This is a genomic window from Tahibacter sp., assembly GCF_032229445.1.
Lineage (GTDB): Bacteria > Pseudomonadota > Gammaproteobacteria > Xanthomonadales > Rhodanobacteraceae > Tahibacter.
Window position 1 is genome coordinate 1,832 of sequence record NZ_JAVTWC010000141.1, and the last position, 21,038, is coordinate 22,869.

13 protein-coding genes and 1 pseudogene are annotated in these 21,038 nt (G+C 67.2%); 8 read left to right on the plus strand and 6 right to left on the minus strand.

Annotation, left to right across the window (positions count from 1 at the left end; translation table 11 throughout):
* Nucleotides 1-98 precede the first annotated feature (98 nt).
* Nucleotides 99-308 (plus strand): annotated as a pseudogene (locus RUU78_RS25495) (hypothetical protein); the annotation flags it as partial.
* Nucleotides 309-874: 566 nt separating this feature from the next.
* Here the strand turns inward: RUU78_RS25495 and RUU78_RS25500 are convergent.
* Together RUU78_RS25500 and RUU78_RS25505 are read right to left on the minus strand one after the other, a co-directional pair.
* The gene (locus tag RUU78_RS25500; RefSeq protein WP_313920705.1) at nucleotides 875-5,269 is read right to left on the minus strand and encodes a CHAT domain-containing protein; all 4,395 of its coding nucleotides are present in this window, start codon (nucleotides 5,267-5,269) and stop codon (nucleotides 875-877) included.
* Between the two features lie 2 nt (nucleotides 5,270-5,271).
* Nucleotides 5,272-6,084, minus strand: a complete 813-nt coding sequence (locus RUU78_RS25505) for a hypothetical protein (protein ID WP_313920707.1) — start codon at nucleotides 6,082-6,084, stop codon at nucleotides 5,272-5,274.
* A gap of 285 nt (nucleotides 6,085-6,369) precedes the next feature.
* Between RUU78_RS25505 and RUU78_RS25510 the strand changes: the two genes are divergently transcribed.
* The 3 genes from RUU78_RS25510 (at nucleotide 6,370) to RUU78_RS25520 (ending at nucleotide 8,822) form a co-directional block, all read left to right on the plus strand.
* Nucleotides 6,370-6,627 (plus strand): hypothetical protein, encoded by a 258-nt coding sequence (locus tag RUU78_RS25510; RefSeq protein ID WP_313920709.1) that lies wholly within the window; start codon nucleotides 6,370-6,372, stop codon nucleotides 6,625-6,627.
* A gap of 862 nt (nucleotides 6,628-7,489) precedes the next feature.
* Nucleotides 7,490-7,768 carry a hypothetical protein gene (locus RUU78_RS25515; protein ID WP_313920710.1) on the plus strand — a complete coding sequence of 93 codons (279 nt, stop codon included), beginning with the start codon at nucleotides 7,490-7,492 and terminating at the stop codon, nucleotides 7,766-7,768.
* Nucleotides 7,769-8,318: 550 nt separating this feature from the next.
* Nucleotides 8,319-8,822 carry a hypothetical protein gene (locus tag RUU78_RS25520; RefSeq protein WP_313920712.1) on the plus strand — a complete coding sequence of 168 codons (504 nt, stop codon included), beginning with the start codon at nucleotides 8,319-8,321 and terminating at the stop codon, nucleotides 8,820-8,822.
* A gap of 18 nt (nucleotides 8,823-8,840) precedes the next feature.
* On the opposite strand, the gene RUU78_RS25525 is transcribed toward RUU78_RS25520, so the two are convergent.
* Nucleotides 8,841-9,920, minus strand: coding sequence for a class I SAM-dependent methyltransferase (locus tag RUU78_RS25525; RefSeq protein ID WP_313920714.1), 1,080 nt, complete (start codon nucleotides 9,918-9,920; stop codon nucleotides 8,841-8,843).
* A gap of 204 nt (nucleotides 9,921-10,124) precedes the next feature.
* Here RUU78_RS25525 and RUU78_RS25530 point away from each other — a divergent pair, with 204 nt between their 5' ends.
* Nucleotides 10,125-10,358, plus strand: a complete 234-nt coding sequence (locus tag RUU78_RS25530; RefSeq protein ID WP_313920715.1) for a hypothetical protein — start codon at nucleotides 10,125-10,127, stop codon at nucleotides 10,356-10,358.
* A gap of 146 nt (nucleotides 10,359-10,504) precedes the next feature.
* Complete coding sequence (locus tag RUU78_RS25535; protein ID WP_313920716.1) at nucleotides 10,505-10,786, plus strand: hypothetical protein; 282 nt, start codon at nucleotides 10,505-10,507, stop codon at nucleotides 10,784-10,786.
* A 202-nt stretch (nucleotides 10,787-10,988) separates the two neighbouring features.
* On the opposite strand, the gene RUU78_RS25540 is transcribed toward RUU78_RS25535, so the two are convergent.
* From RUU78_RS25540 to RUU78_RS25550, 3 genes are all read right to left on the minus strand, one after another.
* On the minus strand, nucleotides 10,989-13,985 hold the full coding sequence (locus RUU78_RS25540) for a CHAT domain-containing tetratricopeptide repeat protein (protein ID WP_313920717.1): 2,997 nt from the start codon (nucleotides 13,983-13,985) through the stop codon (nucleotides 10,989-10,991).
* 84 nt (nucleotides 13,986-14,069) lie between these two features.
* Entirely contained in the window at nucleotides 14,070-15,683 is a 1,614-nt protein-coding gene (locus RUU78_RS25545) for a protein kinase (RefSeq protein ID WP_313920718.1), read from the minus strand.
* A gap of 657 nt (nucleotides 15,684-16,340) precedes the next feature.
* Nucleotides 16,341-16,976, minus strand: coding sequence for a sigma-70 family RNA polymerase sigma factor (locus RUU78_RS25550; protein ID WP_313920719.1), 636 nt, complete (start codon nucleotides 16,974-16,976; stop codon nucleotides 16,341-16,343).
* Between the two features lie 135 nt (nucleotides 16,977-17,111).
* Between RUU78_RS25550 and RUU78_RS25555 the strand changes: the two genes are divergently transcribed.
* Nucleotides 17,112-18,068 (plus strand): LysR family transcriptional regulator, encoded by a 957-nt coding sequence (locus RUU78_RS25555; protein WP_313920720.1) that lies wholly within the window; start codon nucleotides 17,112-17,114, stop codon nucleotides 18,066-18,068.
* Between the two features lie 220 nt (nucleotides 18,069-18,288).
* Nucleotides 18,289-20,673, plus strand: a complete 2,385-nt coding sequence (locus RUU78_RS25560) for a penicillin acylase family protein (RefSeq protein ID WP_313920722.1) — start codon at nucleotides 18,289-18,291, stop codon at nucleotides 20,671-20,673.
* The last annotated feature ends 365 nt before the right edge of the window (nucleotides 20,674-21,038 follow it).

The window sequence follows — 21,038 nt, forward strand, 5'->3', positions numbered from 1 at the left end:
CCCCCCCCCCCCCCGCGCGGCCGGGCGGCCCCCGCGCGGGGCGGCCCGGGCGCCGCCCCCCCCCCCCCCCCCCCCGCTACTCGAAGAACGTGGCGATGGTCCCGAAGACCAAGCTCGGCGAAGGCGAACGCGTCGTCGGCATCACCGTCGTGATTGAAGGCAAGGGCGAAGTCACCCTCTACGCCTGCGCGCGCAAGCTCACCCTGCGCTGGGCCGACCTCGTCGAATACAGCGGCAACCGCGCCGGCCGCGGCGGACTGCTGCCGCGTGGGCTGCAGGGCGTGGAGCGGATTGAGACGACGCGATGAACGGGCAGGACAGCTTCTTGGATAAAGCAACTAAGTTAACCTGACCCCGTTTTCGACGAGTACCGTTGCGGGCGCATCTAGCAGCCTGTTGAGAATCACCCCATTTCACGCCGAGCGATTGACGTACTCAATCGCGCTGGCCCGCCCTGATCGAGACAGCGGCAGTGGCTGCGCCTCGTATCAGGTTGGCGCTGGCTCCCACCACTCTTCCAGACCGCCGATGCGTACAAGGTTGTAGGTAGCAAACACCCAGCGCGTCCACGCTTTTACGTCGGGCAATCCGATTCGCATCAACTTGCGTAGCCCACCGAACACCTTGCACCAACCGAACGGCTGAGGCAGACAACACACGAAGCCTGTGAAGGTCAAACTTCGGCACGAGGTTTTCAGTTGTCTGCGGACCGTTCATGCTGGCGCTGCAGTGCGGGCACGGGCCACTATCGCGGCAGCCGGGCTCAACGCGCGGCAGCTGCACGATTCTAAGGCGATCGACACAATTCCTCTGCCTGCCTCTGGCCCAGCCATAAGCCAGTACCGCAGCTTGAGCGGTCGTGGACTTAAATCCGCTAGCGCCAGTCGCCAATCAGCACGAAGGGCGCCCAATTGAAGGCGTCGGCGAACGTTTGCCGCCGATAGTCTGGTGCCTGCGGCAGGTCACCGCGCTGGACGATGAGGATCAGCATCTGTCGCGCACGCGCTATCTCCGGCGCCGCAACGGGTTCGTCCGCTTCCGAAAGAATTCGATGCAGCGTAAGCCCCGCGGCGGCGTAATCGTCCGCGGACACTTCCGCCATGGCGCGGTCGAGCAGTATACGCGCCCGGCTGTCGGCTGCCGGCGAGGCGACCAGAAGCTGCTCGCAGTACGCAACGATGTCGGCGGCAGTTTGAGTTCGCAACCACTGCTGCGCACGTGCGAGCGCACGTGCTGCGCCAGCGTGGGGAAGATGGCGATAGAACTCGCGCATCAGCAGGCAAGCGGCAGTGTCGTTGGCTTTCCACAATGCGGCAACAACGCAGCGCGCGCCGGCAACCACGAATGCACGCGGCAGGCCGCCGAGTTCGAGCGAGGTATTGGCGCCGCTCGTACCGGAATCGCAGGCACTGAGCACCGCCTGGGTGCCGGTCAGCGACAGGTCGCGTATCGCCCGCGCCGCCAGTATTCCGTCGTCGGTCGCGTCGGCTGGTGCGAGCAGCAGCGCACAGCGATCGTCGTCTGCATTGCCGCTCACGCCGTGGCAAGCCAGGTGCAGGTGCGCGGGTGGCGCCGTCGCGAGCCGGCGGCGCAAGGTTTCTACCGTCGCCCAGCTCGCCAGCAGCGGTTCGACGCCCAGCATGTCGCCCACGAAGTGCGCCTCGTCGCGCGCCTTGGGCAAGTCGCCCAAAGGATCACCGACGACGATCGACTCGCTCCGCGCAGGCGTGAGTCTCAGACAGTGCACGAGCACCGTGGCGCTCGGTACGTAGGCGATCGCGTTGCGCGCGTTGAGCGGCGTTCCATCGACGATGGTGGCGTGAAACGGTAGATGCGACCACCTCGTCGGAACGCTCAGTATCAACAGATCCCCCGGTTGCGTCTGCGCGACGATCGGTGCAACCAGCGCACCGAGCGCGTCTGCCGCGCCTGCGCTGCGGGGCGTTCCGGCGCATTCTTCGATCAACGTCGGGGACATGCCGGTGTGGCAAAGACGCGGTGACGCCAGGTGATCGGAGACGAATAGCAACGAGAGTTCGTCGTGGGTGGCGACCAGCGAGACGAAAAAGCAGCGCTCGCCGGGGCTCGCCACGCGCAAGGCGTCGCGGATGTCCTCAATCCCGCAAAGACGTGGCGCCCGACGGTGTGATTCGAAGCGTATCCGTTCGACCTGCGCCTGCGCCTCCCGCAGCACGTCGGTGGTGTTCTTAATCTGTGCGTCGAGCGCGTCCGCGCGCAGCGTGATCGGCGGCGAGCGTACGTCGTCGTGCGCCTCCGCGGCTTTCGACATATCTGCCTCGGACAGTACCGACAGGGCCGGGTCGTCTTTCTGCAAATCGCGCAGTGCTTCCGAATCGACGACGTCGTCGCCGAGCTGCGCAATGCCGCGGCGCAGGCGAACGAGCGCGTCGAGGATGCGGGCAAGGCGCGCGCAGCGCGCGAGCGCCGGCTCGAGCGTCGCGCTCGCCGGCGATCGTCTTGCTTGAATCTCTTCCATCAGGGAACTGCCGCGCATCGTTTCGACGACCGTCATTACGCCCTGCGCGTCGTCCGCTTCCAGCAGCGCCTTCAACGCGGTGTTCAAATAGTTTTCATGGTCGTGAATCAGCGACAGCCGATCGTCCGCCCGCGCCATGGCCTCTCGTATCGCGACGATGCGGCCGATCGCGCGGCGCGCGAAATCGCAGGCCACGACGGACTGTTGCAGCGCGCGTTTCGCCTGTGACGCGAACACATCGAACGCGATGGCGTCGCGCGGCGTGTGCGTGGGATCGTCGAGATACGGCTCGGCAAGATTCCACGCGCGCTCTGCCTGGCTCCGGTTCAACAGGAGACTGGCCAGATTCAGCGATGCACGCTTGGCGATTTCCGCACGCATCCTGGCCGATCCCTCGACGGGATCGCGAAGAATCCGCTCGTAGTGCGCGATTGCGCCGTCCACGTCGCCCTCACGCGTCAGCAAGGTGCCTAACGTGAGCGCGAGGCCGCCTGCCTCGTTGCCCTGCACGTGGGGACTGATGCGCTCGGCCATGCGTCGCGCGCGCGGGATCTCGTTCGCGTCGCGCAGCAGGGGAATCATATTGAGCGCGATTTTCAACAGCAGCACGTCGCGGCCGTCGAGCGCCTCCAGCGCCTCTTCGACGGTCGCCACCAGCAGCAACGCCGCGGCCAGGTTTCCGGTACGTCGATGACATTCCGCGAGCAGCGCGGCGCTTTTCAGCCTCTGCCGGTGGAGCGCGAACAGTTGTACCGAAATGAACTCCAGTTCCAGCACCACTGGCTTGCGCAATACGCTCGTCGACCGGGCTTCCATCGCATCGACGTCGGGTTCGAACCGTCTCGTCAGGGGACGCTGGGCGATCGCCAGATAGTTCTCTTCGTAGGCGCTGATGCGATCGAACGCCTCCTGGAGTTTCTCCTGGCGAATGAGGCTGTCGGCGATATCCAGATTCAACCGGTTCGCGGAAGCCGGCATGTCGGCGGCATCGAGCATGCGCTGCGCGCCTTCGAGCAGTTCCACGGCGCGCACGTAGTTCCGCTCGATGCCTTCGCGTTCGCCTTCCAGCTGCTGTCGCCAGGCCTGCCAGATCTGCGGCAGCTTGAAGGCGATGCCGAACGGGGGCTTGATCGCGACGCTGAACAACCACTCGAACATCGCGGGATCGGCCGTCACGCGATCGAGTACCCAACGCAATGTGCGCGCGATTTCGCCGTCGTCGGGCGCCTGCGCGAAAGCAATGGAAATTTCGACCAGCGCCTCCGCGACGTCTCTGGTTTCCGGTTCCCTGTCGGGGCCCTGCATGATCCGCAACACCGCGCGACGGCAACGCGCGTACGCGTCGGACGGATCGCGCGCGAGCGCCTCGTCGAGCAGCGAGATGGCGCGATCGAGATTCGCCGGATCGTAAGCTAGCGCACACCCCAGCCATTTGCTCGCGTCGGCATGTCCCGGCGCCACCGCGACGATCCGTTCCAGCAGCGGCAGCGCGTCGAGCGCCCGCGCGCCGTCGCGCACGACGACGGCAATGTCGCCGAGCGACCGCTCGGTCATTCCGCCGTCGAGGCACGTCGCGGCGCGCAGCAGGCGCAGTTCGAGGGCAGTGCCGTCGTTTTCTATTGCCGTGTCGAGCGTGCGCAGGGCCTCATCCGGCCGCTTCATCGCGACCAGCGCGGAACTTCGGAGAAACGCCGCCGGTGCGGCGAGGTTGTCTTCGCGGGTCGCCAGGAGGTCGTCGACGAAGGCGATCGCGGCTTCGTGGCGTCCGCAACGGATCGCGGTGGCGGCGATGCTGGTCCAGGCACCGGCGAGCAGGTTCCCGAGCGGTACCTTGCCGAAGCTGGTCGTGACCAGCCGGCCGGCTTCGCGGCGCATCTGCGCTTCGCACGCGGGAACCGCGCTTTGCATCAGCGTCACCGCCTCGTCGAGGCGATCGGCGGAGCACAGCGCGAGCACCGCTGCCACCGCGTAGTGCCCCTGGTCGGGCGAGAGGGCGAATGCCTGGCGCAGCGCATCAATCGCGGCATCGGGCTCGTCGAGCTGGCGCAGGCATTGCGCGAGATTAAGCAGCAGCGCCCCGGTCGGCCCCTCCGAGGCGATCAATTCGTCGAACAGGGCGCGCGCCCGTGCGGCATTCCCGCTGCGCAGGTGCGCGATGGCCGCGAGGTTCAGCGCACCGGCGTCTGGCTCGGCACGCAGCGACGCCTCGGCCAGGCGGATCGCGGCCGCCGTATCGTCGCGCTCGTAGTAGGCACGCCGCGCGATCTGCCCCAGCGCGGCCGCGGCGAGACTCCGCGGTTCGGGCGGCAGGACGGCATCGGCGCCATCGGCCATGTGCCTGGCGAGCGAGCGGACAAGATCATCGCCGGCTTGCATGGCCTGCGCCAGATCGCCGCTGATCGCCGCCAGCTGCGCACGATTGATGTGCACCGACAGCAGCAGGTCGTCGTCGTCGTGTCGGTGCGCGCACTGTTCTAGCTGGTGCAGGATTTCCAGGCTGGCGTCGTCGTCGCCGGCATCGCTCGCGTGCTGGCAAAGCATCAGCGCGAGGCGCGCGTACAGGGGCAGCAACGACGGTTCATGCTGGGCGCCGTGTCGAAGTACCTCGTGCGCCACCGGCAGCAGTTGCGCATCACGCACGAGCGCCTCGAAGATCGCAGCTATGAACGTTGGCGACCCGTAGCGCGGTTCGATCGCGAGCAGCGCCTCCCGGTCGACGGGCCGCGCGGCGACCAAGCGCTCAAGCAGGTTCTCGTCGCTCGGCGCTTGCATCGTTATCGCGTCGTTTCGATCGCGAGCTTGAAGGTCTGCGGTGGCGGGCTCCATTCGCGCGTACCGAACACACCGAAGAATCCGCCGCGGCGGCGAACCCAGGTTCGCAATTCGATCGTCAGGCTTTTCGCAGCAGTGGGAACGAGCGCGGTCTGGATGAACCGGCAATGCCGGTCCAGGCGCTGCTGCTGGCGATACAGGTTCCAGCGGACGCCGCCCGCGCCGATTGGGCCGGCCTGTACCTCGACCGCCGCCCATTCGATGTGCAACGACAGCGCGAAACCCTGGCGCGTACTGGCCGACACGGTCAGGCCCGGCAGCAGCGGCATGCCCGCCGCGCCTTGGTCCGCCGCTTCGATGCGGCCGTCGATCGCGACATCGAACGCGAGTGACTGATTGACGTCGGCAACCTTGATGGTGTTGTTGCCGGGCTCGTAGGCGACCGTGCGCGCGTCGTCGCATTTGAGCAGCGTCGCCTGGTAACCCATGCCCCAGATTTCGCGAGGACGCGCCCCCTGCCGATGGAACGGTGTCAGTCCGTGTAGCAGGACGATCGGCCGGTAGTTGCCGATGGTCGCGGCGACGCCGTCAGGCATTTTTGCGCCGGTCAGCTCCAGCAACTTGGGCAGCGACAGCGCACGCGGCGCTTCGGCCGCAAGGTCATACGGAGCGGGATCGTGGTCTAGCGCCGCCGTAGCGCCGCTGCGGTTCGTTTCGAGACCTGCGGCGGCGATCAGAGCTTCTTCCGCGCGGACCTGCTCGTCGAGGCGTTCAAGGATCGGATCGTCGACGATTCTTGCGATGTCGGCTTTCATGCGGTGCGGCACTCCTTGTGCGGGCGCCGTTTCGGTGGCGCGACAAAAGGTATAACAGGCCGGAAAGCCTGTCTGACGAGAATAGCGCGAGACTGTTGTCGCGGCTATCACGGACGCGCTTCGTGGGCGCCTGTCCGGTCGGATCGATTCCGGCCGAATCGCTGGGATGGCGCGGCTCGGCGGCTGAGGTTGCAGGACGGGTTATCGATTAGTGAGATCGCGCGGCGGACGAGCCTGTCTCGCAACACGATTAAGGCGTGGCTGCGCGAGCCAACGCGACGGGAGATGAAGTACAAGCGCACGCCGGAGAGCAAAAATCTGGGCGTGTTCGAGGCCTGGCTACGCCACGCCCTGGAGGTTGGTGCGCGGCGGCCGCGCTCGCAACGCCGCACGGCCAGACGGCTGCACGAGCAGCTCAAGGCCGAAGGATCTACTGGCCACAATGCACGCGTCACCGAAGCCATCCGGACACCCTGCATGGCTAGGGCAACAGCTCGAATTATGGGCGATAGCCGGAAGCAGCCGCACGCGCCGCTAAAATAATCTCCTTGAATGTATCCGGATCAGCTTTTCGAGCTAGGCGTACACGTAGCGCAGTCCTAGCATGATGATGAGGAATAGATGCTGCTTTACGCCATCGAACACAGCCAAGTTCTTTATTGCTCGGGTGCAGCGCGCATGCCGTGAACTGCAATCGTGTACCTCGTTGACTGCGTGTCCACGCAACGCGTGCGGAATTCCGAACGCCCTCAGCCAGATCTTGTCTGCTTCGACAGCGCAAATCCTCTCACTTAGAATTCCACAACATCCGCTCTGGTCGGCGCCACCCCCCCTTCCTGGGGCGCTGGCACACTGCTTCCTCAGGTGACATCAAGCGGAATCTGGCTCGTGGTCGCATGAGCCAGGGGCGCCGGCCTTGGCGTGAACCTTTCGCTGCCTAGCGGGACTCGCACTGCCACTCCCGCCCGCCGTGAGTGCGACGATCAACTTCCACAATGCATTCTGTTCACCCACCACGGGACAAATCCGCGCCCTTGACGCCGCCTGCTGCCAAGTAAACAATCCGCCCGTTGCCGCCAATTCGGCAACCGGGCCTGGCAGCTCGCATACAAAGGCGCACACAGCGCCGCACTGAACGCCGGCGTTTTTTTACGCCCGAAATTCGTGCAGCGTGGTCTGCCGTTTTCTGGCGGGCGGTGTGCGGGGAGCCGCAAGGCTCGCCGGCTCCTTTGTCCGGTCCTGCCAGCCCGCACACCGTTCGCCACCCTTTTCGCCGTTCCGGGTGGCGACTCCACGCAAAGGGAGTTGTCATGGAAAATCGGTCTGCAGTTGGCGGCATTGAGCCTTGTCTTTGTTGCCTTGTCCGCATTGGCGGCGTTGTTCCCGTGTCCGGGAGGCGCGCGCCATGACCCGCCACAGTTCGTTCTATCCCCTGCCCCGCGAATTGCCAGCCTGCCAGCCGGTGCTGTTTGCGTATGTGCTCGATACACCGGCGCAGCGTGAGGCGTTGCAGGAGGAAATCATGGATCGCATCACGGCCATCCAGGAACTCTGCGGCACGCTGGCCATGGCGCAGCTGGATGACGCGGATGCGCGCTCGCATTTCGGGATGGTGGAAGCGGTGGCGCTGCTTTCGCGCGATGTGCGCGGGATGCTGGAAGCTCATTTCAGCAAGGGCCCGTAAGTTCCTCGCTGCCGGGGCGGCGCCACGCCGCTCCGGCGTTTCAGTCACGTTGCGCGGAACGACGGTACCGCGGCATCGGGTAGATGCCTACTGTGGAATCCGGCTCCGGTTCCCCCTGCACCGCACGCCCTGCCGGTACAGCGGCGCAAGCGGGGCGGCCCGTCGGCGGGGTACGCGGCGAATCCTGCCAACCGGCGATGACTGATTGCCACTCATGCATGACTGATTGCCACTCATCGTTGACTGAATATCAGCCATGCATGACTGGCCCGCAGTCGGCGACGAAGGCGCGGCAACCATCGTCCACTGACGATCAGTCATCGTTGAGTGCACCGATACTCACCGACGACTGAAAATCAGTCAGCGATGACGGACTTTCTTTCGCCGGCGGGTGGAAGCCACCCATCGACGAGTGGAATTCAGTCACTGTTGAGTACCGCGGTAATCATCGATGACTGAATTTCAGTCGCTGCTGAGTGATTTTCAGGCATAGTGCACGACGCCGAAGCCGCTTTACGGATCCGGGTCAATTCGAGTGTTAGATCTCACCATGAAGCATGCGATTGTCGCGGTAGCGCTCTTGACGTTCGCCGACTTTGCGTCGTCGTGCAGCTTGTCCGCTTCCCGGGAGTTCCGTGTCAATCGGCCGCTCAGGGAAGCTCAGGGCACGGGCCGGATCCTGGTGAAGTCGCTGAACTTTGTTCCATCAATGGGCGGCGGAACATCCTGTGACGGGCTCGGTCTCCTGTCCGTTCAACTCGAGGGCCAGGGCGTCAACACCGCAACGATGCGAAAGATGGGCTATTTCCTTCGCCCCAAGTCGGGGGTGGTGAATGAGAAGCTGTTTCCTCGCCACGCCATTGCGCCGTTCGTCTCGGAGTCAGATTCAGTCTCCGTTTCGTGGGGCTGGTCACGGGCAACGCCGACTCAGGATGGGGAGTATCACTGGGTGCTCGAGCTGGTTCCGGTGACGAAGCAAGGTGCACTGATGCCGGGCACTGAATTTTGTGCGTCTTCGGACAACTGGTGTAGCTCGTGGGCGCCTGGTCGCTGATCGCTGCGCCAGCCTGGCCTAGCCCCGACGCAGACAGAACTCCGGCGTCATGTGCCGCCACACTACCGGCTTCACGCTGCGGTCTCGCCGCATCACCGCCAGCATATGCGTCGGTGAGATGGTTCCAGCCAGCATTTCCGCTTCATCGCGCGCGTGGACGCGATCGATGAAGTCGCGGTCCCAGTCTTGTTTGGCATCAAAATTTGGACCGAAGCTGCGATCGACGAAAGGATCGATGAGGTTTCCGTAGGCAAGAAACACGTCGAAGCCGAACTTCGCGACGGCGAGCGGCAGGATGTCCTGGGCACGGATGCCTTCGAAACCCTCGGTCGAACAATCCCAGTTGCCGAAGCGGGATTCGTTCCGGCGCAGCTGGCGGTTGTAGCGATACGCCTTCGGCAGTTCCTGCCAGAACTCCTGCACGATCGCGAGCGCTTCGGGCCATCGCATATGGCCATTGCGACCGATCATGTCCGAGGTCACGAAGATACCGTCGTCGCCGATGGCCTCATGGATGGCATCGAACAGGCCTTCCAGGTTCGTGACGTGGTGCAGGCTCTGGTTCGCGATGACGACGTCGCAGGTTTCCGACGGTTTCCAGCGATTGAAGTCGGCGCTGACGAAGCGGAAATGGCCGGCGATTCCCTCGCTCTCCATCAGGCGCTGCCCTCGCTCGAGCATCGCATCGGTGATATCCACGCAGGTGATCGTGAAATCGCGGACGCCGCGTTCGAGCAGCAGCTTCGCGATCGTCGCCTCGCTTTCGCAGTTGCCGGCACCGATGCTCACGATGCTCACGGGCCGGCCGACCGCAGCGGCCTTGCGCTCGATCTGCAGGGCGAAGAAATCCTCCGGATAGGAAAAGCCGAACTGCTCGAACAACGGGCGCAGATACGTGTGGGACCAGTAATGGCAGATCGGCGGCAGATCGTGAATGACCTCCTCGCCGGAAAAACGCGAGACTTCCTGGCGTACCCGCGCGTCATAGCCGTTGCCGGTGTTGACCCCGGCATACCACCAGCGCCGCAGCCGTACGCGCCACAGCGCCGGCAGCAGCCTTACGACCGGGCGCAATACGGTTTCGAGACGGGATTTCATCGTGGAGCTTGCCTTTCCGGGAGATGCGTGCGGACGACAGTATTGCCCACGTATGCCAGTCCGTCTGCGTGCGCCGCTCGCTTCGCTCCGGGCCACCGCGTCGAACCTGCCTTCAACGCTGGGGGAAACGGCGGGGTTCAGCGCTGCCGGCGGCGTTGATGCGCGATGTACGATGTTCGGCACAATGTAGTTTGGAGCCACGCCATGCGAACCACGCTTGCCATTGACGACGACGTCCTGGCTGCAGCCAGGCACCTTGCGGAGCGAGAACACAAAAGCGTTGGGGAAGTGATCTCGATGCTCGCGCGCCAAGGGCTGACTCGCCGCGCGCGAGGCAGCACGACCGAGCGCAACGGAATTCCTCTGCTGCCGAGTCGCAAAGCCGCCGTGCCGGTAACGCTGGAACTCGTCAACCAGCTGCGCGACGAGCCGTCGTGACTCGCTTTCTGCTGGATGTCAACGTACTCATTGCGCTCATCGATCCGGCGCACGTTCAGCACGATCAAGCCCATCAATGATTCGAGCGAGTCGGCCACAAGGCATTCGCCACTCGCCCCATCACCGAGAACGGCCTGTTGCGGATCGTGGGCCATCCCAAGTATCCGAACTCGCCTGGGCCTCCGAGCGTTGTCGCAACTGCCCTGTCGGCCATCCGCAGCTTGCCTGGACACGCCTTTTGGGCTGATGGCATCAGCCTCGTCCAGAGCAACCTGGTCGATCCGGCGCTTCTGTCAAGCCACAGCCGGGTGACGGATAGCTACCTACTTGCGCTTGCCAGGGAGAACAAGGACAAGCTCGCGCCCATGGACCAGAAGCTGGCAACGGAGGTCGTGTCCGAAGGGAAAGCCGCACTGGAACTGCTGTAGCGCAGGCGGTGATACCTGACGAATAGGAGTGGATTGCACGCAGACGCGATCCATTCCGGATTGAACAAGCCCGGTCTTTTCAGCGTGGCGCCCGGCGCGCCGAATCGACACTCCAGCGCAGATCTGTTGCGGGGAAGACGAACGTGGCCGCGCACCACCGCGCCGGCGTATGGGCAGGCTCACCCGAGACGAATAGTCTCTTTCAGCGCCAATCCCCCGCCGCCACGAATCCCGCCCAGTAGAACGGATGCAGCGACTCGCCGCGCTCGCGCCGTGACGCGAGAACCGCGAGGTCCGCGTCGGCGACCGCGTCGACCGTGTCGCGCTTGCGTTCCAGGCGCGCGCGGTACAGCGCTTCCATCCAGGCGGATGTGGCCGCGTCGTCGACGGGCCACAGACTCATGAGCACGGTGCGTGCACCGGCGAGGCGGAACGCGCGGCGCAGGCCGAAGACACCTTCGTCGTCGAGACGCGCGCCGAGGCCGGTGTCGCAGGCCGACAGCACGACCCAGCCGACGCCGTCGAGCGACAGCGTACTGACGTCGGCGCCGAGCAGCAGGCCGTTGCTGCCGCGCTCGCCGCTGAGCACCAGGCCCGCTTCGCGCGCGAGCACCGCGCTGGCGCTCGCGGCGCTGTCGGGCACGTCGCGGCGCAGGCCGACGCCGCGGCGCGTGGTGTTGCTGCTCGTGGTCGCGCTGCGCTGCGCGCAGTCCGCGCCGATCTCGAACGCGTGTGTCGCAAAATGGATAATGTTCGACTGCGGCGCGGCCCGACGCAGTGCCGTCGCGGTCGCGGCGGTGCCCTTGAGCGCAACCACGTCCTCGATACCGGCTGCACGAGACACGCCGGCCAGCGTGTCGATCTCGCGCTCGGCGCCCGGCAGCGGCTCGAACGCACTGCCGAGTTCGGGACAGCCGCCGCGCAGGCGGCCGAGCGCGGTCGCGTCGCTGCGGGCCAGTTCCGGCACGCCGAGCAACAGCAGTCCGTCGCGCGGCGGTGCTGCCGTCGACACGGCGAGATCGTGCTCGGTCTCGAGCAGGTGCAGGCGCAGGCCGCGCTCGATCAGATAGCCGTCCGCATCCGGCAGCGCGGCGAAATTCAGGCGATGCACGACCGCGTCGGCGACGACGAACAGGCGGCCGTCATGGCGCGTGAGCTTGAGCGCGTCGAACAGGTGCGTGCGCACGGCGAGGCCGGCTTCGCGCAGTTCGTCGTCGCGGCCAGGCTCGCGCATGAGTCGGTACCAGCGCTCGCCGCGCGCCTCCAGCGCCGCGACGTCGCCGAGTGCGAGCAGCCGTGGCGACTGGCCGGGTTCGGCCACGAATGCGTAGAGCGTGGGCTGGGCCACGCCGGCACCGCTCGCGAACGCGACCAGGCCGGTCTGCGGCGGCAGCCGCGCGAGCAGATCCGCGATGGGCGCGCGCTGCAAAGCCTGCAGCGGCGCGCCGTCGCCGAGCGCCTCGACCGCGGTGTCGAGCTCGCGCCGCAGGCCGGCCAGCGTTGCCGCGTCGGCACCGCCGCGCAAGGCATCCGCGTAGTCGGTCGCGGCCTTGGACCAGCGGTCCCAGCGCAGCTGCGCAGGCGCATCGAGATGGCGGCGCAGATGCGCCATGCGCTGCCCGGCCAGACGCGTCGCGAGGCCCCGCGCCGCCGCGATTTCGTTCCAGGCGGCGGCGATCTGCTGTGCGTCGTTGCCTTCCGCCGCCAGCGCGAGCAGGCGCTCGCTGCAGCGCGCGAGGCCACGCTTGAATTCCAGCGCCTGCGTTTCGCCGAGCATCGGTGCGACGCTCGCGACGAGACGGCTGCGGCGCTGCTCGACCAGCAGCGCATTGTCGAACGCGCCCGGGCGATCACCGCTGCGCGCCTGCGCCTCGGCGAGATCGCAGCGCCAGGCGAGCAGTTGCGGGTGGCCGGTGCCGGCGGCGGCTTCCTGCTGCGCGACGGCGCCCGTGAGCATCTGTGCCGCGCCGGCCGCGTCCCCGCGGCGCAGCAGCACACGGGCGAGGCCGCGCAGCGCGGGCGCGCCTTCCACGTGCGCCGGGCCAAGCTGCGTGGCGACGATCGCGAGCGCGCGGCGAAACCGCGCTTCGGCTTCGTCGAGCAGGTTGCGCTCGTAGGCGATTTCGCCGGCGTTGATCAGCGGCGGCACTACGCGCGCGCTGTCGCCGCCGAAGCGTTTCTCGAGCAGGCCCAGGTTCTGGCTCATCGCCTCGTCGGCCTCCTCGTAGCGCTGCAGCTCGTAGGCCAGCATGCCGAGGTTGCCGAGGATCGCCGCGTAGCTGCCCGAGGCCACGACCGCCGGGTCGCCAGCGGCGGCCTGGGCCGATTCGCGCCACAGCGCGAGCGCCCCTTCGCGATTGCCGAGCTGGCGCTCGGCTTCGGCGAGATGTCCCAGCGCCATCGCCAGCTCGCGCCGGGGCGGCTCGGGCAGGCTGCGCAGGCGTTCGAGCTCGGGCCGCATGAGGTCACGCACCGCCGTGAAGTCGCCGCGCGAGATCAGGCTCTCGCTGAGCGCGCCGACCAGGCGCCGGCGGAAGGCATTGTCCGGCACGCCGAGCTGTTCGGATTCGGCAATGCCTTTTCGCGCGAGCGCGAGGGCCGTGTCGTAGTGGCCGAGCCGGTCCTCGAACAGCGCGTTGAAATACAGCGCGCGCAGGCGGCGCACACGCTCGAGCATGCTGCGCGGCGACGGCAGCGCGACGGCCTCGGCGGCGAGCTTCGCGCCCTGGGCATAGTCGCCGTGCAGGCCGCGGATTTGCGCGGCGAGCGTGAGGACATAGACGTGCTCGGCCAGCGCGATACGCCCGGTGCCCTCGCGCAGGCGCCGCAGTGCTTCGTCGACGCCGGCCGTGGCCGCGTCGCGCTCGTGCGCCGCGAACGCCTGCTGCGCGCGCCACATCGCGAGCGTCGCGAGCGAACGCGCATTCGCATCGTCCGCAGCGCGACGACGCTGCAGTTCGTCGCGCCACGCGGTCCACTCCGCTTCGCTGAAATCCGCCGGGCTTTCGAGCACGAGATTGAACAGCAGTTCCACCACCGCATCGTGCTCGCGCGCATTGGCCAGCGCGGCGACGCCGAGCGACTTGGCCTGGGCATAGCCTTCCGACGGAATCAACGCATCCATGTCGGCGAGCGTGCCGGCCCGCGCCAGTGGCGTGAGCAACACGGCGAACAGCACAGCGATCCAGCGGCACGGCATGCGGTGATCCTTGGGGCAAGCGCCTCGGCGCGACAACACCGGCACCGCTCGACGCGGCACCGTGGCGACCGTGCGGATCTTCGCCTACCGGCGCGTGTGAGGAAACTCGAAACGTTCACAGCGCAGCGTCGGCGTCGCGCCGTCGCAACCGATGCGCTGCAGCAGCGCCGCAAGGCCGGCGCCACCCGTCGCCGTCGGCGTGGTCACCGGCGCCAGGCGCCCGACGCCGCGCGCGACCAGCGCCGCATCCGGACTGACCGCACGGCGCCACTGCACGATGCTGTCCTCCACGCTCGTCAGGGGCTCTGCCGACGCGACCACGACGAAGGTGTCGCTGGCCGCTTCACGATCGACCTGCCAGCTCAGCGCGGTCACGCCGTCATGACCCGGCAACTGCCAACGCTTGCCGGGCGGCAGCGGATTGGCCGGCGCGATGCCCGGCAGCGGGAACAGCACGGCCGGATCGGCCGCGCCGTCGTCGTTGAACACGTAGATCCAGGTCGGCTGCGCCGCCGCGATTTCCAGGCGCAGCCGGTCGCCCACGGCGATCGGCGTGCCGTCGGCCAGCCGTTCGCGCTGGCCCGCGGTATCGCGGAAAAAGCCGCTTTCCAGCTTGAACAGCGGCGCCGGCATGGCGCGCCAGAACAAGGCCGCGAGACTCAGCACGACCAGCGCCGCCAGCCCGGCCCAATGCAGCGGCTGCATGCGCCACGGCCGCAACGACGCTTCCAGCGCGGCCAGCAGCACGAGCACGCCGGCATGGCGCCGCGCCGGATCCGGCGCCAGGGCGCGCTCGACCGCCCGCGCCAGCGCGCGCGGCAGATCGGGGCGCCATTCGCGCAGTGGCCGGCGCGATTCCGCTACCTGCTGCAGGCGCAGGCCGGCGAGGTCGTCGGCGGCGTACGGATAGCGTCCGGTCAGCAGCCGGTACAGCAGCACGCCCACGGCGAACTGGTCCGACGCTGGGCTCGCACTGTCGCCGGCCAGCACTTCGGGCGCGAGGTACTGGCGCGTACCGGACACGGGATCGAACGCGCCGCAGCGCTCGAATTCCCGCGCCGCACCGAAATCCGCCAGCACGACGCGGCCGCTGACGTCGCGCAGCACGTTCTCGGCCTTGACGTCGCCGTGGGTCAGTCCGACGCGATGCACGGCGGCGAGTCCCCGGCATAGCTCGATGCCGATCTGCACCGCATCGACCGCGCTGAACTCGCCGTCGGCCTGCAGCACTTCGGCCAGGCTGCGCCCGCGCACCAGCTCGGTCCACAGCCCGACGCGACCGTCCTGCGCCGCCGCGCCGTAGACGCTGACGATGTTCGGATGGCGCAGCTTGGCCAGGCGGCGGCCTTCGGCGAGGAAATGGTGCGACAGGGTGTCCGAATCCACATGGCGCAGCTTCAGCGCGACCTCCTGGTCGAGCATCGGGTCGTACGCGCGCCAGACTTCGCCCTGGGCGCCGCGGCCGAGCTGCTGCAGCACATCGAGCCCCGCAAACCGGAACTGCACCGGATCCGGCGCCGAGCGCTCCGGCTTGAGTTGCAGACCGCGGAATACCTGCGCCAGCTGCGACAGCTCGCGCAGCCCGTCGCCCGCTTCCGCCGCGCCGGGATCAAGCTTCGCCAGCAGGCGCCAGTCCAGCGCCGCGTCGTCGGCAATGCCGGCCGCGATCTTTTCGAGATCCTGCTTATCGCCCGTCATGGAAATCCCCTGCCCGTGCTGTGCGGGCGACCCACCATCCAACGACGGCAGGGGTCTTATCAGAACACGTACGGGGTCTGCTTCGTGAATCTCGTCACGCATTTGGTGGGATCGCTTTCTACATTCCTTGCCGCGAGCGGCGCCTCATCCGCGAAACGTCGCGGCATCATGGCTGCTGCGCAACATCCGTTGCCGACGCGGTCCTCCGCAATCGCCGCAGCTCCGCCATTGCCATTGCCATTGCCACTGCCACTGCCACCGCCGTTGCCGTTGCCGTTGCCGTTGCCCGTGATCTTGCTTCGGCCGTTGCTTCTGCGCGCATGGATGCGCGCCGCTTCACCCCGGGGCCCCATAAGCCGCGGCGAGGCATGGAGGGATCAGCCCGCGCATCGCGCGGGTCGCGCACAGGGATGTGCGCGAGTTCGGCGTCGGCACAGGATGTGCCGTCGACGAACCCCCGGAATGCCTCGCGCAGTCGAAGGGCAGGATGCCCGTAGACCGCGGCTTCTGGGGTGTGTTTCTTTCTGCCTACTCTTTCTTTGCACACCGCAAAGAAAGAGTAGGTCGAGCGCCGCAGGCGATCGAAAGCACTTCGCTGAAACCAGCGCGAAGCCATCGCCGAGGGCGACAAGACAAACCCGGCCAGCGCCCAGCCACCTACCCCTGGTGCGGCTTCAGCGCCGTAGCCAACTGCACCAGCGCCCGCGCCACCATCACGCGGACCGCATCCGGCGTGCCGCCGACTTCGGTCGCGATCTCCGGATAGCTCATGCCGAACTCCAGGCGCATGACGACCAGACCCTGCTGGCGCTTGGGCAGGCTGGCCAGCGCGGTCTCGTAGGCGCGCAGGCGTTCGTGGCCGACGAGTTGTTCGACCGGCGACGGCAGGTCGCTGTCGGCCATTTCCGTATCGAGTTCGGAGGACTCGGGCCGGCGCATCAGGCGGCGCACCTCGTCGCGCACCTGGTTCAACAGGATCTGGCGCAGGTAGGCGAGGAAGCTGCCCGGGCCTTCGCATTCGAAATGGTCGATCTGGCGCAGCGCGCGCATCAGGGCCAGTTGCACGAGGTCTTCGGTCTCGTGCAGGTCGCGCGCGGCGCGCGGCAGGCGGCCGTGCGCCCATTGGCGCAACAGCGGCAGGAAGCGGCGCATCAGCGCGTCGCGGGCGACCCCCTCGCCGGATCGAACGCGCCGGATCAGTACCTCGGTCGGTTCGCTGCCGCCGGCAGTGGCCGGTCGCTCGACATCGCGTCGGCCGAACGGAAGAACTCGCGCAAGATTCGAAGCAGGCATTGCATCCCTCGCCATTGACAGGCCCCGATTTGTACAGTGACACAGGGCCACGAGCGCCGACCAATGAAAGCTGGTACAGCCCGCGATAACCTGACGTTATAGTGTGCGGGAGTTCATGCAAGGACTGCCAAACCGATGCGCCTTCCGCTGTCCTCGCCCTTGCTGGAATCGTTTCTCGTGCTGGCGCGCGAGCTGAATTTCTCACGCGCGGCCGACCTGCTGCACATCACCCAGCCGGCACTGACCAAGCGCATCCAGAACCTGGAATCGCTGCTCGGCCATGCGCTGCTGATCCGCCAGTACGGCTCGCTGGAGCTGACCGAGTCGGGCCGTACGCTGCAGCGTTACGGCGCCGCGCTGGAACACCAGGAAACCGAACTGCTGGCCAGCCTGGTCGGCGACCGTACCGGCCAGCTCGCCGGCTTCTTCCGCGTGGTCACGTTTTCCTCGGCGCTGCGCTCCGTCGTGCTGCCGGCGCTGGCCCAGCTGCTGCGCGGCGCGCCCAAGCTGTCCTGCCACGCGTTCAAGGCCGAAGTGGAAGCGCTGCACGAGATGCTGATCGCCGGCAAGGTGGATTTCTGCGTCAGCCTGTCGGAGTGCGAACGCGCCGGGATCGAGAACGTACAGATCGGCATCGAACGCGACGTGCTGATCGAATCGTCTGTGCATACGGGCCGCGACGCCTGCTATATCGACCACGATCCGCGCGACAACTTCACCGAGAAATTTTTCCTGAGCCAGACCGGCTCCACCGTGCCGCGCATGGAGCGCGCGTATTTCGACGATATCTACGGCCTCATCGACGCGGTCGCCGAGGGTGTGGGCCGCGCAGTGGTTCCGGTACACCTGCTCGACCCGTCGCTGCCGGTGCGCATCGTGCCCGGTTTCATGCCCATCGACGTGCCGGTGTTCCTGCACTACCACCACCAGCCGTATTACACGCGGCTGCAGCAGGCCGTGATCGAAACCCTGCTCGTGAACTGCCCGCCACTGCTGCGCGCCAACCGCGCCGGCGTGGCGCTGGAGCCGGCAATGGCCGACGACGCGCTGGTCGCGGCGCAGTCGCGCCAGCGGCAGCGTGCGGCTCAATAGGACGCCCTTTACACGTGCGGAATGACGCCCTTACGACCTGCACCCGATCTCCACAACCTCGCCAAACGCGTGCTGCGCAAGCCGTTGGCCGGTTCGGTCCGTCGGCCTCGAGAGGGCTCCAGATAGCAAACGCTCGCCCCATTCTGCTCAGCGGTTCAATTGCGGTGCGTGTGTCAGAACCGCGCCCTCCCCCTTGCCTGCCTCATTGCCGGAACCTGTCATGCGCCTGCTGCGTCGCCTGCTGAAATACTTGCTCGTCCTGCTGTTCGCCAGCGTCGCGGCCGTGTTCGTGCTGCTCTGGGGCAGCCTCGCGAGGCTCGACGGCGAGCAGCCGGTCGGCGTCGGGCAGCCCGTTCTGGTCGAGCGCGATACGCTCGGCACCGCGACGCTGGTCGCGTCGAACCGGCGCGACCTCGCCTACAGCCTGGGCTACGTGCACGCGCAGGAGCGCTATTTCCAGATGGATCTGCTGCGCCGCGCCGCTGCGGGCGAACTGGCCGAGCTGTTCGGCGAGGTCGCGCTGCCGCTGGACCGGCGCCACCGGATACACCGCTTCCGCAGCCGCGCAGGCGATGCGATCGCGAATCTGCCGCCGGAGCAGAAGGCGCTGCTGGATGCGTACCGCGACGGCGTCAACTACGGCCTTGCCGCGCTGAACGTGCGTCCCTGGGAATACCTGCTGCTGCGCCAGGCACCGCGCGCCTGGACCAGCGAGGACACACCGCTCGTCATCTACGCCATGTTCTTCGACCTGAACGGCGACGGCACGAACAAGCGCGAACTCAATCTCGCGCGCCTCAAGGACAGCGTGCCCGAGCCGCTGTTCCGGTTTCTCGTGCAGCCCGGGTCGAGCTGGGACGCGCCGCTGCGCGGCGAGGCGCTGGCGCCAGTCGCTATCCCCCCGAGCGACGTGTTCGACCTGCGCCGCGGCGCCGCGTTGCCGCAGGACTACGCCCCATTCGCCACGCTCGCGGCCGAGGACCTGGGCCTGCGCGCCGGCAGCAACAACTTCGCCGTCGGCGGCGCGCTGACGCACAACGGGGCCGCCCTCGTCGCCGATGACATGCACCTCGGCTTGCGCGTGCCCAACATCTGGTTCCGCGCGCGGCTGCGCTATCCGGATCCCGCCGACCCGGCACGCACGATCGACCTCAACGGCCTGACCCTGCCCGGCGCGCCGGCCCTGCTCGCCGGTTCGAACGGCCACGTTGCCTGGGGCTATACCAACAGCTACGGCGACTGGCTCGACTGGGTACGCGTCGAACTCGACCCGGCCGATCCGACGCGCTACCGCACACCCGAAGGCTGGGACAATCTGGTCCGTCACGCCGAGGTCATCGAGGTCGACGGCAAGCCGCAGGAAACCCTGCTCGTCGACGAGACGCGCTGGGGGCCGCTGATGGCCCGCGACGTCGACGGCACGCCGCTGGCGCTGGCCTGGACCGCGCATCGGCCGCGCGTGATCAACCTGGATTTGTTGAAACTGGAAACCGTGCGCAGCGCCGAGGCGGCGCTCGCCATTGCACCCGGCATCGGCATGCCGGTGCAGAACTTCGTCGTCGGCGACAGCGCCGGCCATATCGGCTGGACTTTGACCGGCAACGGCCTGCCGCGGCGTGCCGGCATCGACGCGAGCCTGCCGGCCAGCTGGAGCGAACCCGGCCGCGGCTGGCAGGGCTGGGTCGAGACAGCCGACTTTCCGCGCCTGCTCGATCCGCCGGATGCGCGCCTGTGGAGCGCGAACGCGCGCACCGTGGACGGCGACTGGCTCGCGCTGCAGGGCGACGGCGGCTATGACCTCGGTGCACGCCAGCAGCAGATCCGCGACGGCCTGCGCGCAAAAGCGCGCTTCGCGCCCGAAGACCTGCTCGCGATACAGCTCGACGACCGCGCCGTGTTCCTGCAACGCTGGCAGCAGTTGCTTGCCGCGACGCTGGCCGGCAACACCGAGGCGGATCTCGCCGAACTCAAGCGCATCAGCGCGGGCTGGAGCGGCCACGCCGGCACGGGTGCCGTCGACTACAGCGTCGTGCGCGAATTCCGCCAGCGCGCCATCGCCGCGACGCTGGCACCGTTCGAAGCGCTGGCCAAGGCACGCCACACCGACTTCGAACTGCCCTCGGCGCAGGGTTACGAGGCACCGGTCTGGAGCCTGCTGCAGGAAAGACCGCTACACCTGCTCGATCCGCGCTACGCCGACTGGAATGCGTTGCTGCTCGCGGCCGCGCGCGCCGCGCTCAAGGACACTGCCGGCAACAGCACGCTGGTCGGCTGGGGCGCGCGCAATCCGGCACGCATCCGCCACCCGCTATCGCGCGCGCTGCCGGGTTTTCTCGGCCGCTGGCTCGACATGCCGGCCGATACGCTCAGCGGCGACCACAACATGCCGCGCGTGCAGCGCCTGGATTTCGGTGCCTCGGAACGCTTTGCGATCTCGCCGGGCCACGAGGACCAGAGCTATCTCAACATGCCCGGCGGCCAGAGCGGCCATCCGCTGTCACCGTTTCACGGCGCAGGACACGCCGACTGGGTCGATGGCAAGCCGACGCCGCTGCTGCCGGGTGTCGCGGCCCATCAGTTGCGGCTGGTGCCGGCGGGCGGATGACGGCGTAACCGATGCGTTGCGCGTAGGCGCCGGTCAAGCGGGGTGATCGGGTATCAGATCGCCACGGCGGCCGCGCAGTATGCAAACGGCATCGCGCGGCTTTGCATTCGAACCGCCTCATCTGGACGGGCTTTGCGCGTCTGTCGGGATGCTCATCAAATCCACGAAAGCCGTAAAAAACCCTCCCCTTCAAGGGGAGGGTTTGGGTGGGGATGGTGTTTGCCTGATCGAGGGGATGCGCGTGAAACGCTGTATACCCCGCAGCAAAAAACTGGCTTTGCCGACGGAGCAAAATCAGCACCATCCTCAGCCAACCCTCCGGCCCGTTGGGCGTTCAAGGCAGCCAGAACCTTCGGTTCTTGACG

Excerpts from the sequence above, each read along its gene's own strand:
- RUU78_RS25500 (WP_313920705.1), bottom strand. The coding sequence starts at position 5,269 with ATGCAAGCGCCGAGCGACGAGAACCTGCTTGAGCGCTTGGTCGCCGCG.
- RUU78_RS25505 (WP_313920707.1), bottom strand. The coding sequence starts at position 6,084 with ATGAAAGCCGACATCGCAAGAATCGTCGACGATCCGATCCTTGAACGC.
- RUU78_RS25510 (WP_313920709.1), top strand. The coding sequence starts at position 6,370 with ATGAAGTACAAGCGCACGCCGGAGAGCAAAAATCTGGGCGTGTTCGAG.
- RUU78_RS25515 (WP_313920710.1), top strand. The coding sequence starts at position 7,490 with ATGACCCGCCACAGTTCGTTCTATCCCCTGCCCCGCGAATTGCCAGCC.
- RUU78_RS25520 (WP_313920712.1), top strand. The coding sequence starts at position 8,319 with ATGAAGCATGCGATTGTCGCGGTAGCGCTCTTGACGTTCGCCGACTTT.
- RUU78_RS25525 (WP_313920714.1), bottom strand. The coding sequence starts at position 9,920 with ATGAAATCCCGTCTCGAAACCGTATTGCGCCCGGTCGTAAGGCTGCTG.
- RUU78_RS25530 (WP_313920715.1), top strand. The coding sequence starts at position 10,125 with ATGCGAACCACGCTTGCCATTGACGACGACGTCCTGGCTGCAGCCAGG.
- RUU78_RS25540 (WP_313920717.1), bottom strand. The coding sequence starts at position 13,985 with ATGCCGTGCCGCTGGATCGCTGTGCTGTTCGCCGTGTTGCTCACGCCA.
- RUU78_RS25545 (WP_313920718.1), bottom strand. The coding sequence starts at position 15,683 with ATGACGGGCGATAAGCAGGATCTCGAAAAGATCGCGGCCGGCATTGCC.
- RUU78_RS25550 (WP_313920719.1), bottom strand. The coding sequence starts at position 16,976 with ATGCCTGCTTCGAATCTTGCGCGAGTTCTTCCGTTCGGCCGACGCGAT.
- RUU78_RS25555 (WP_313920720.1), top strand. The coding sequence starts at position 17,112 with ATGCGCCTTCCGCTGTCCTCGCCCTTGCTGGAATCGTTTCTCGTGCTG.
- RUU78_RS25560 (WP_313920722.1), top strand. The coding sequence starts at position 18,289 with ATGCGCCTGCTGCGTCGCCTGCTGAAATACTTGCTCGTCCTGCTGTTC.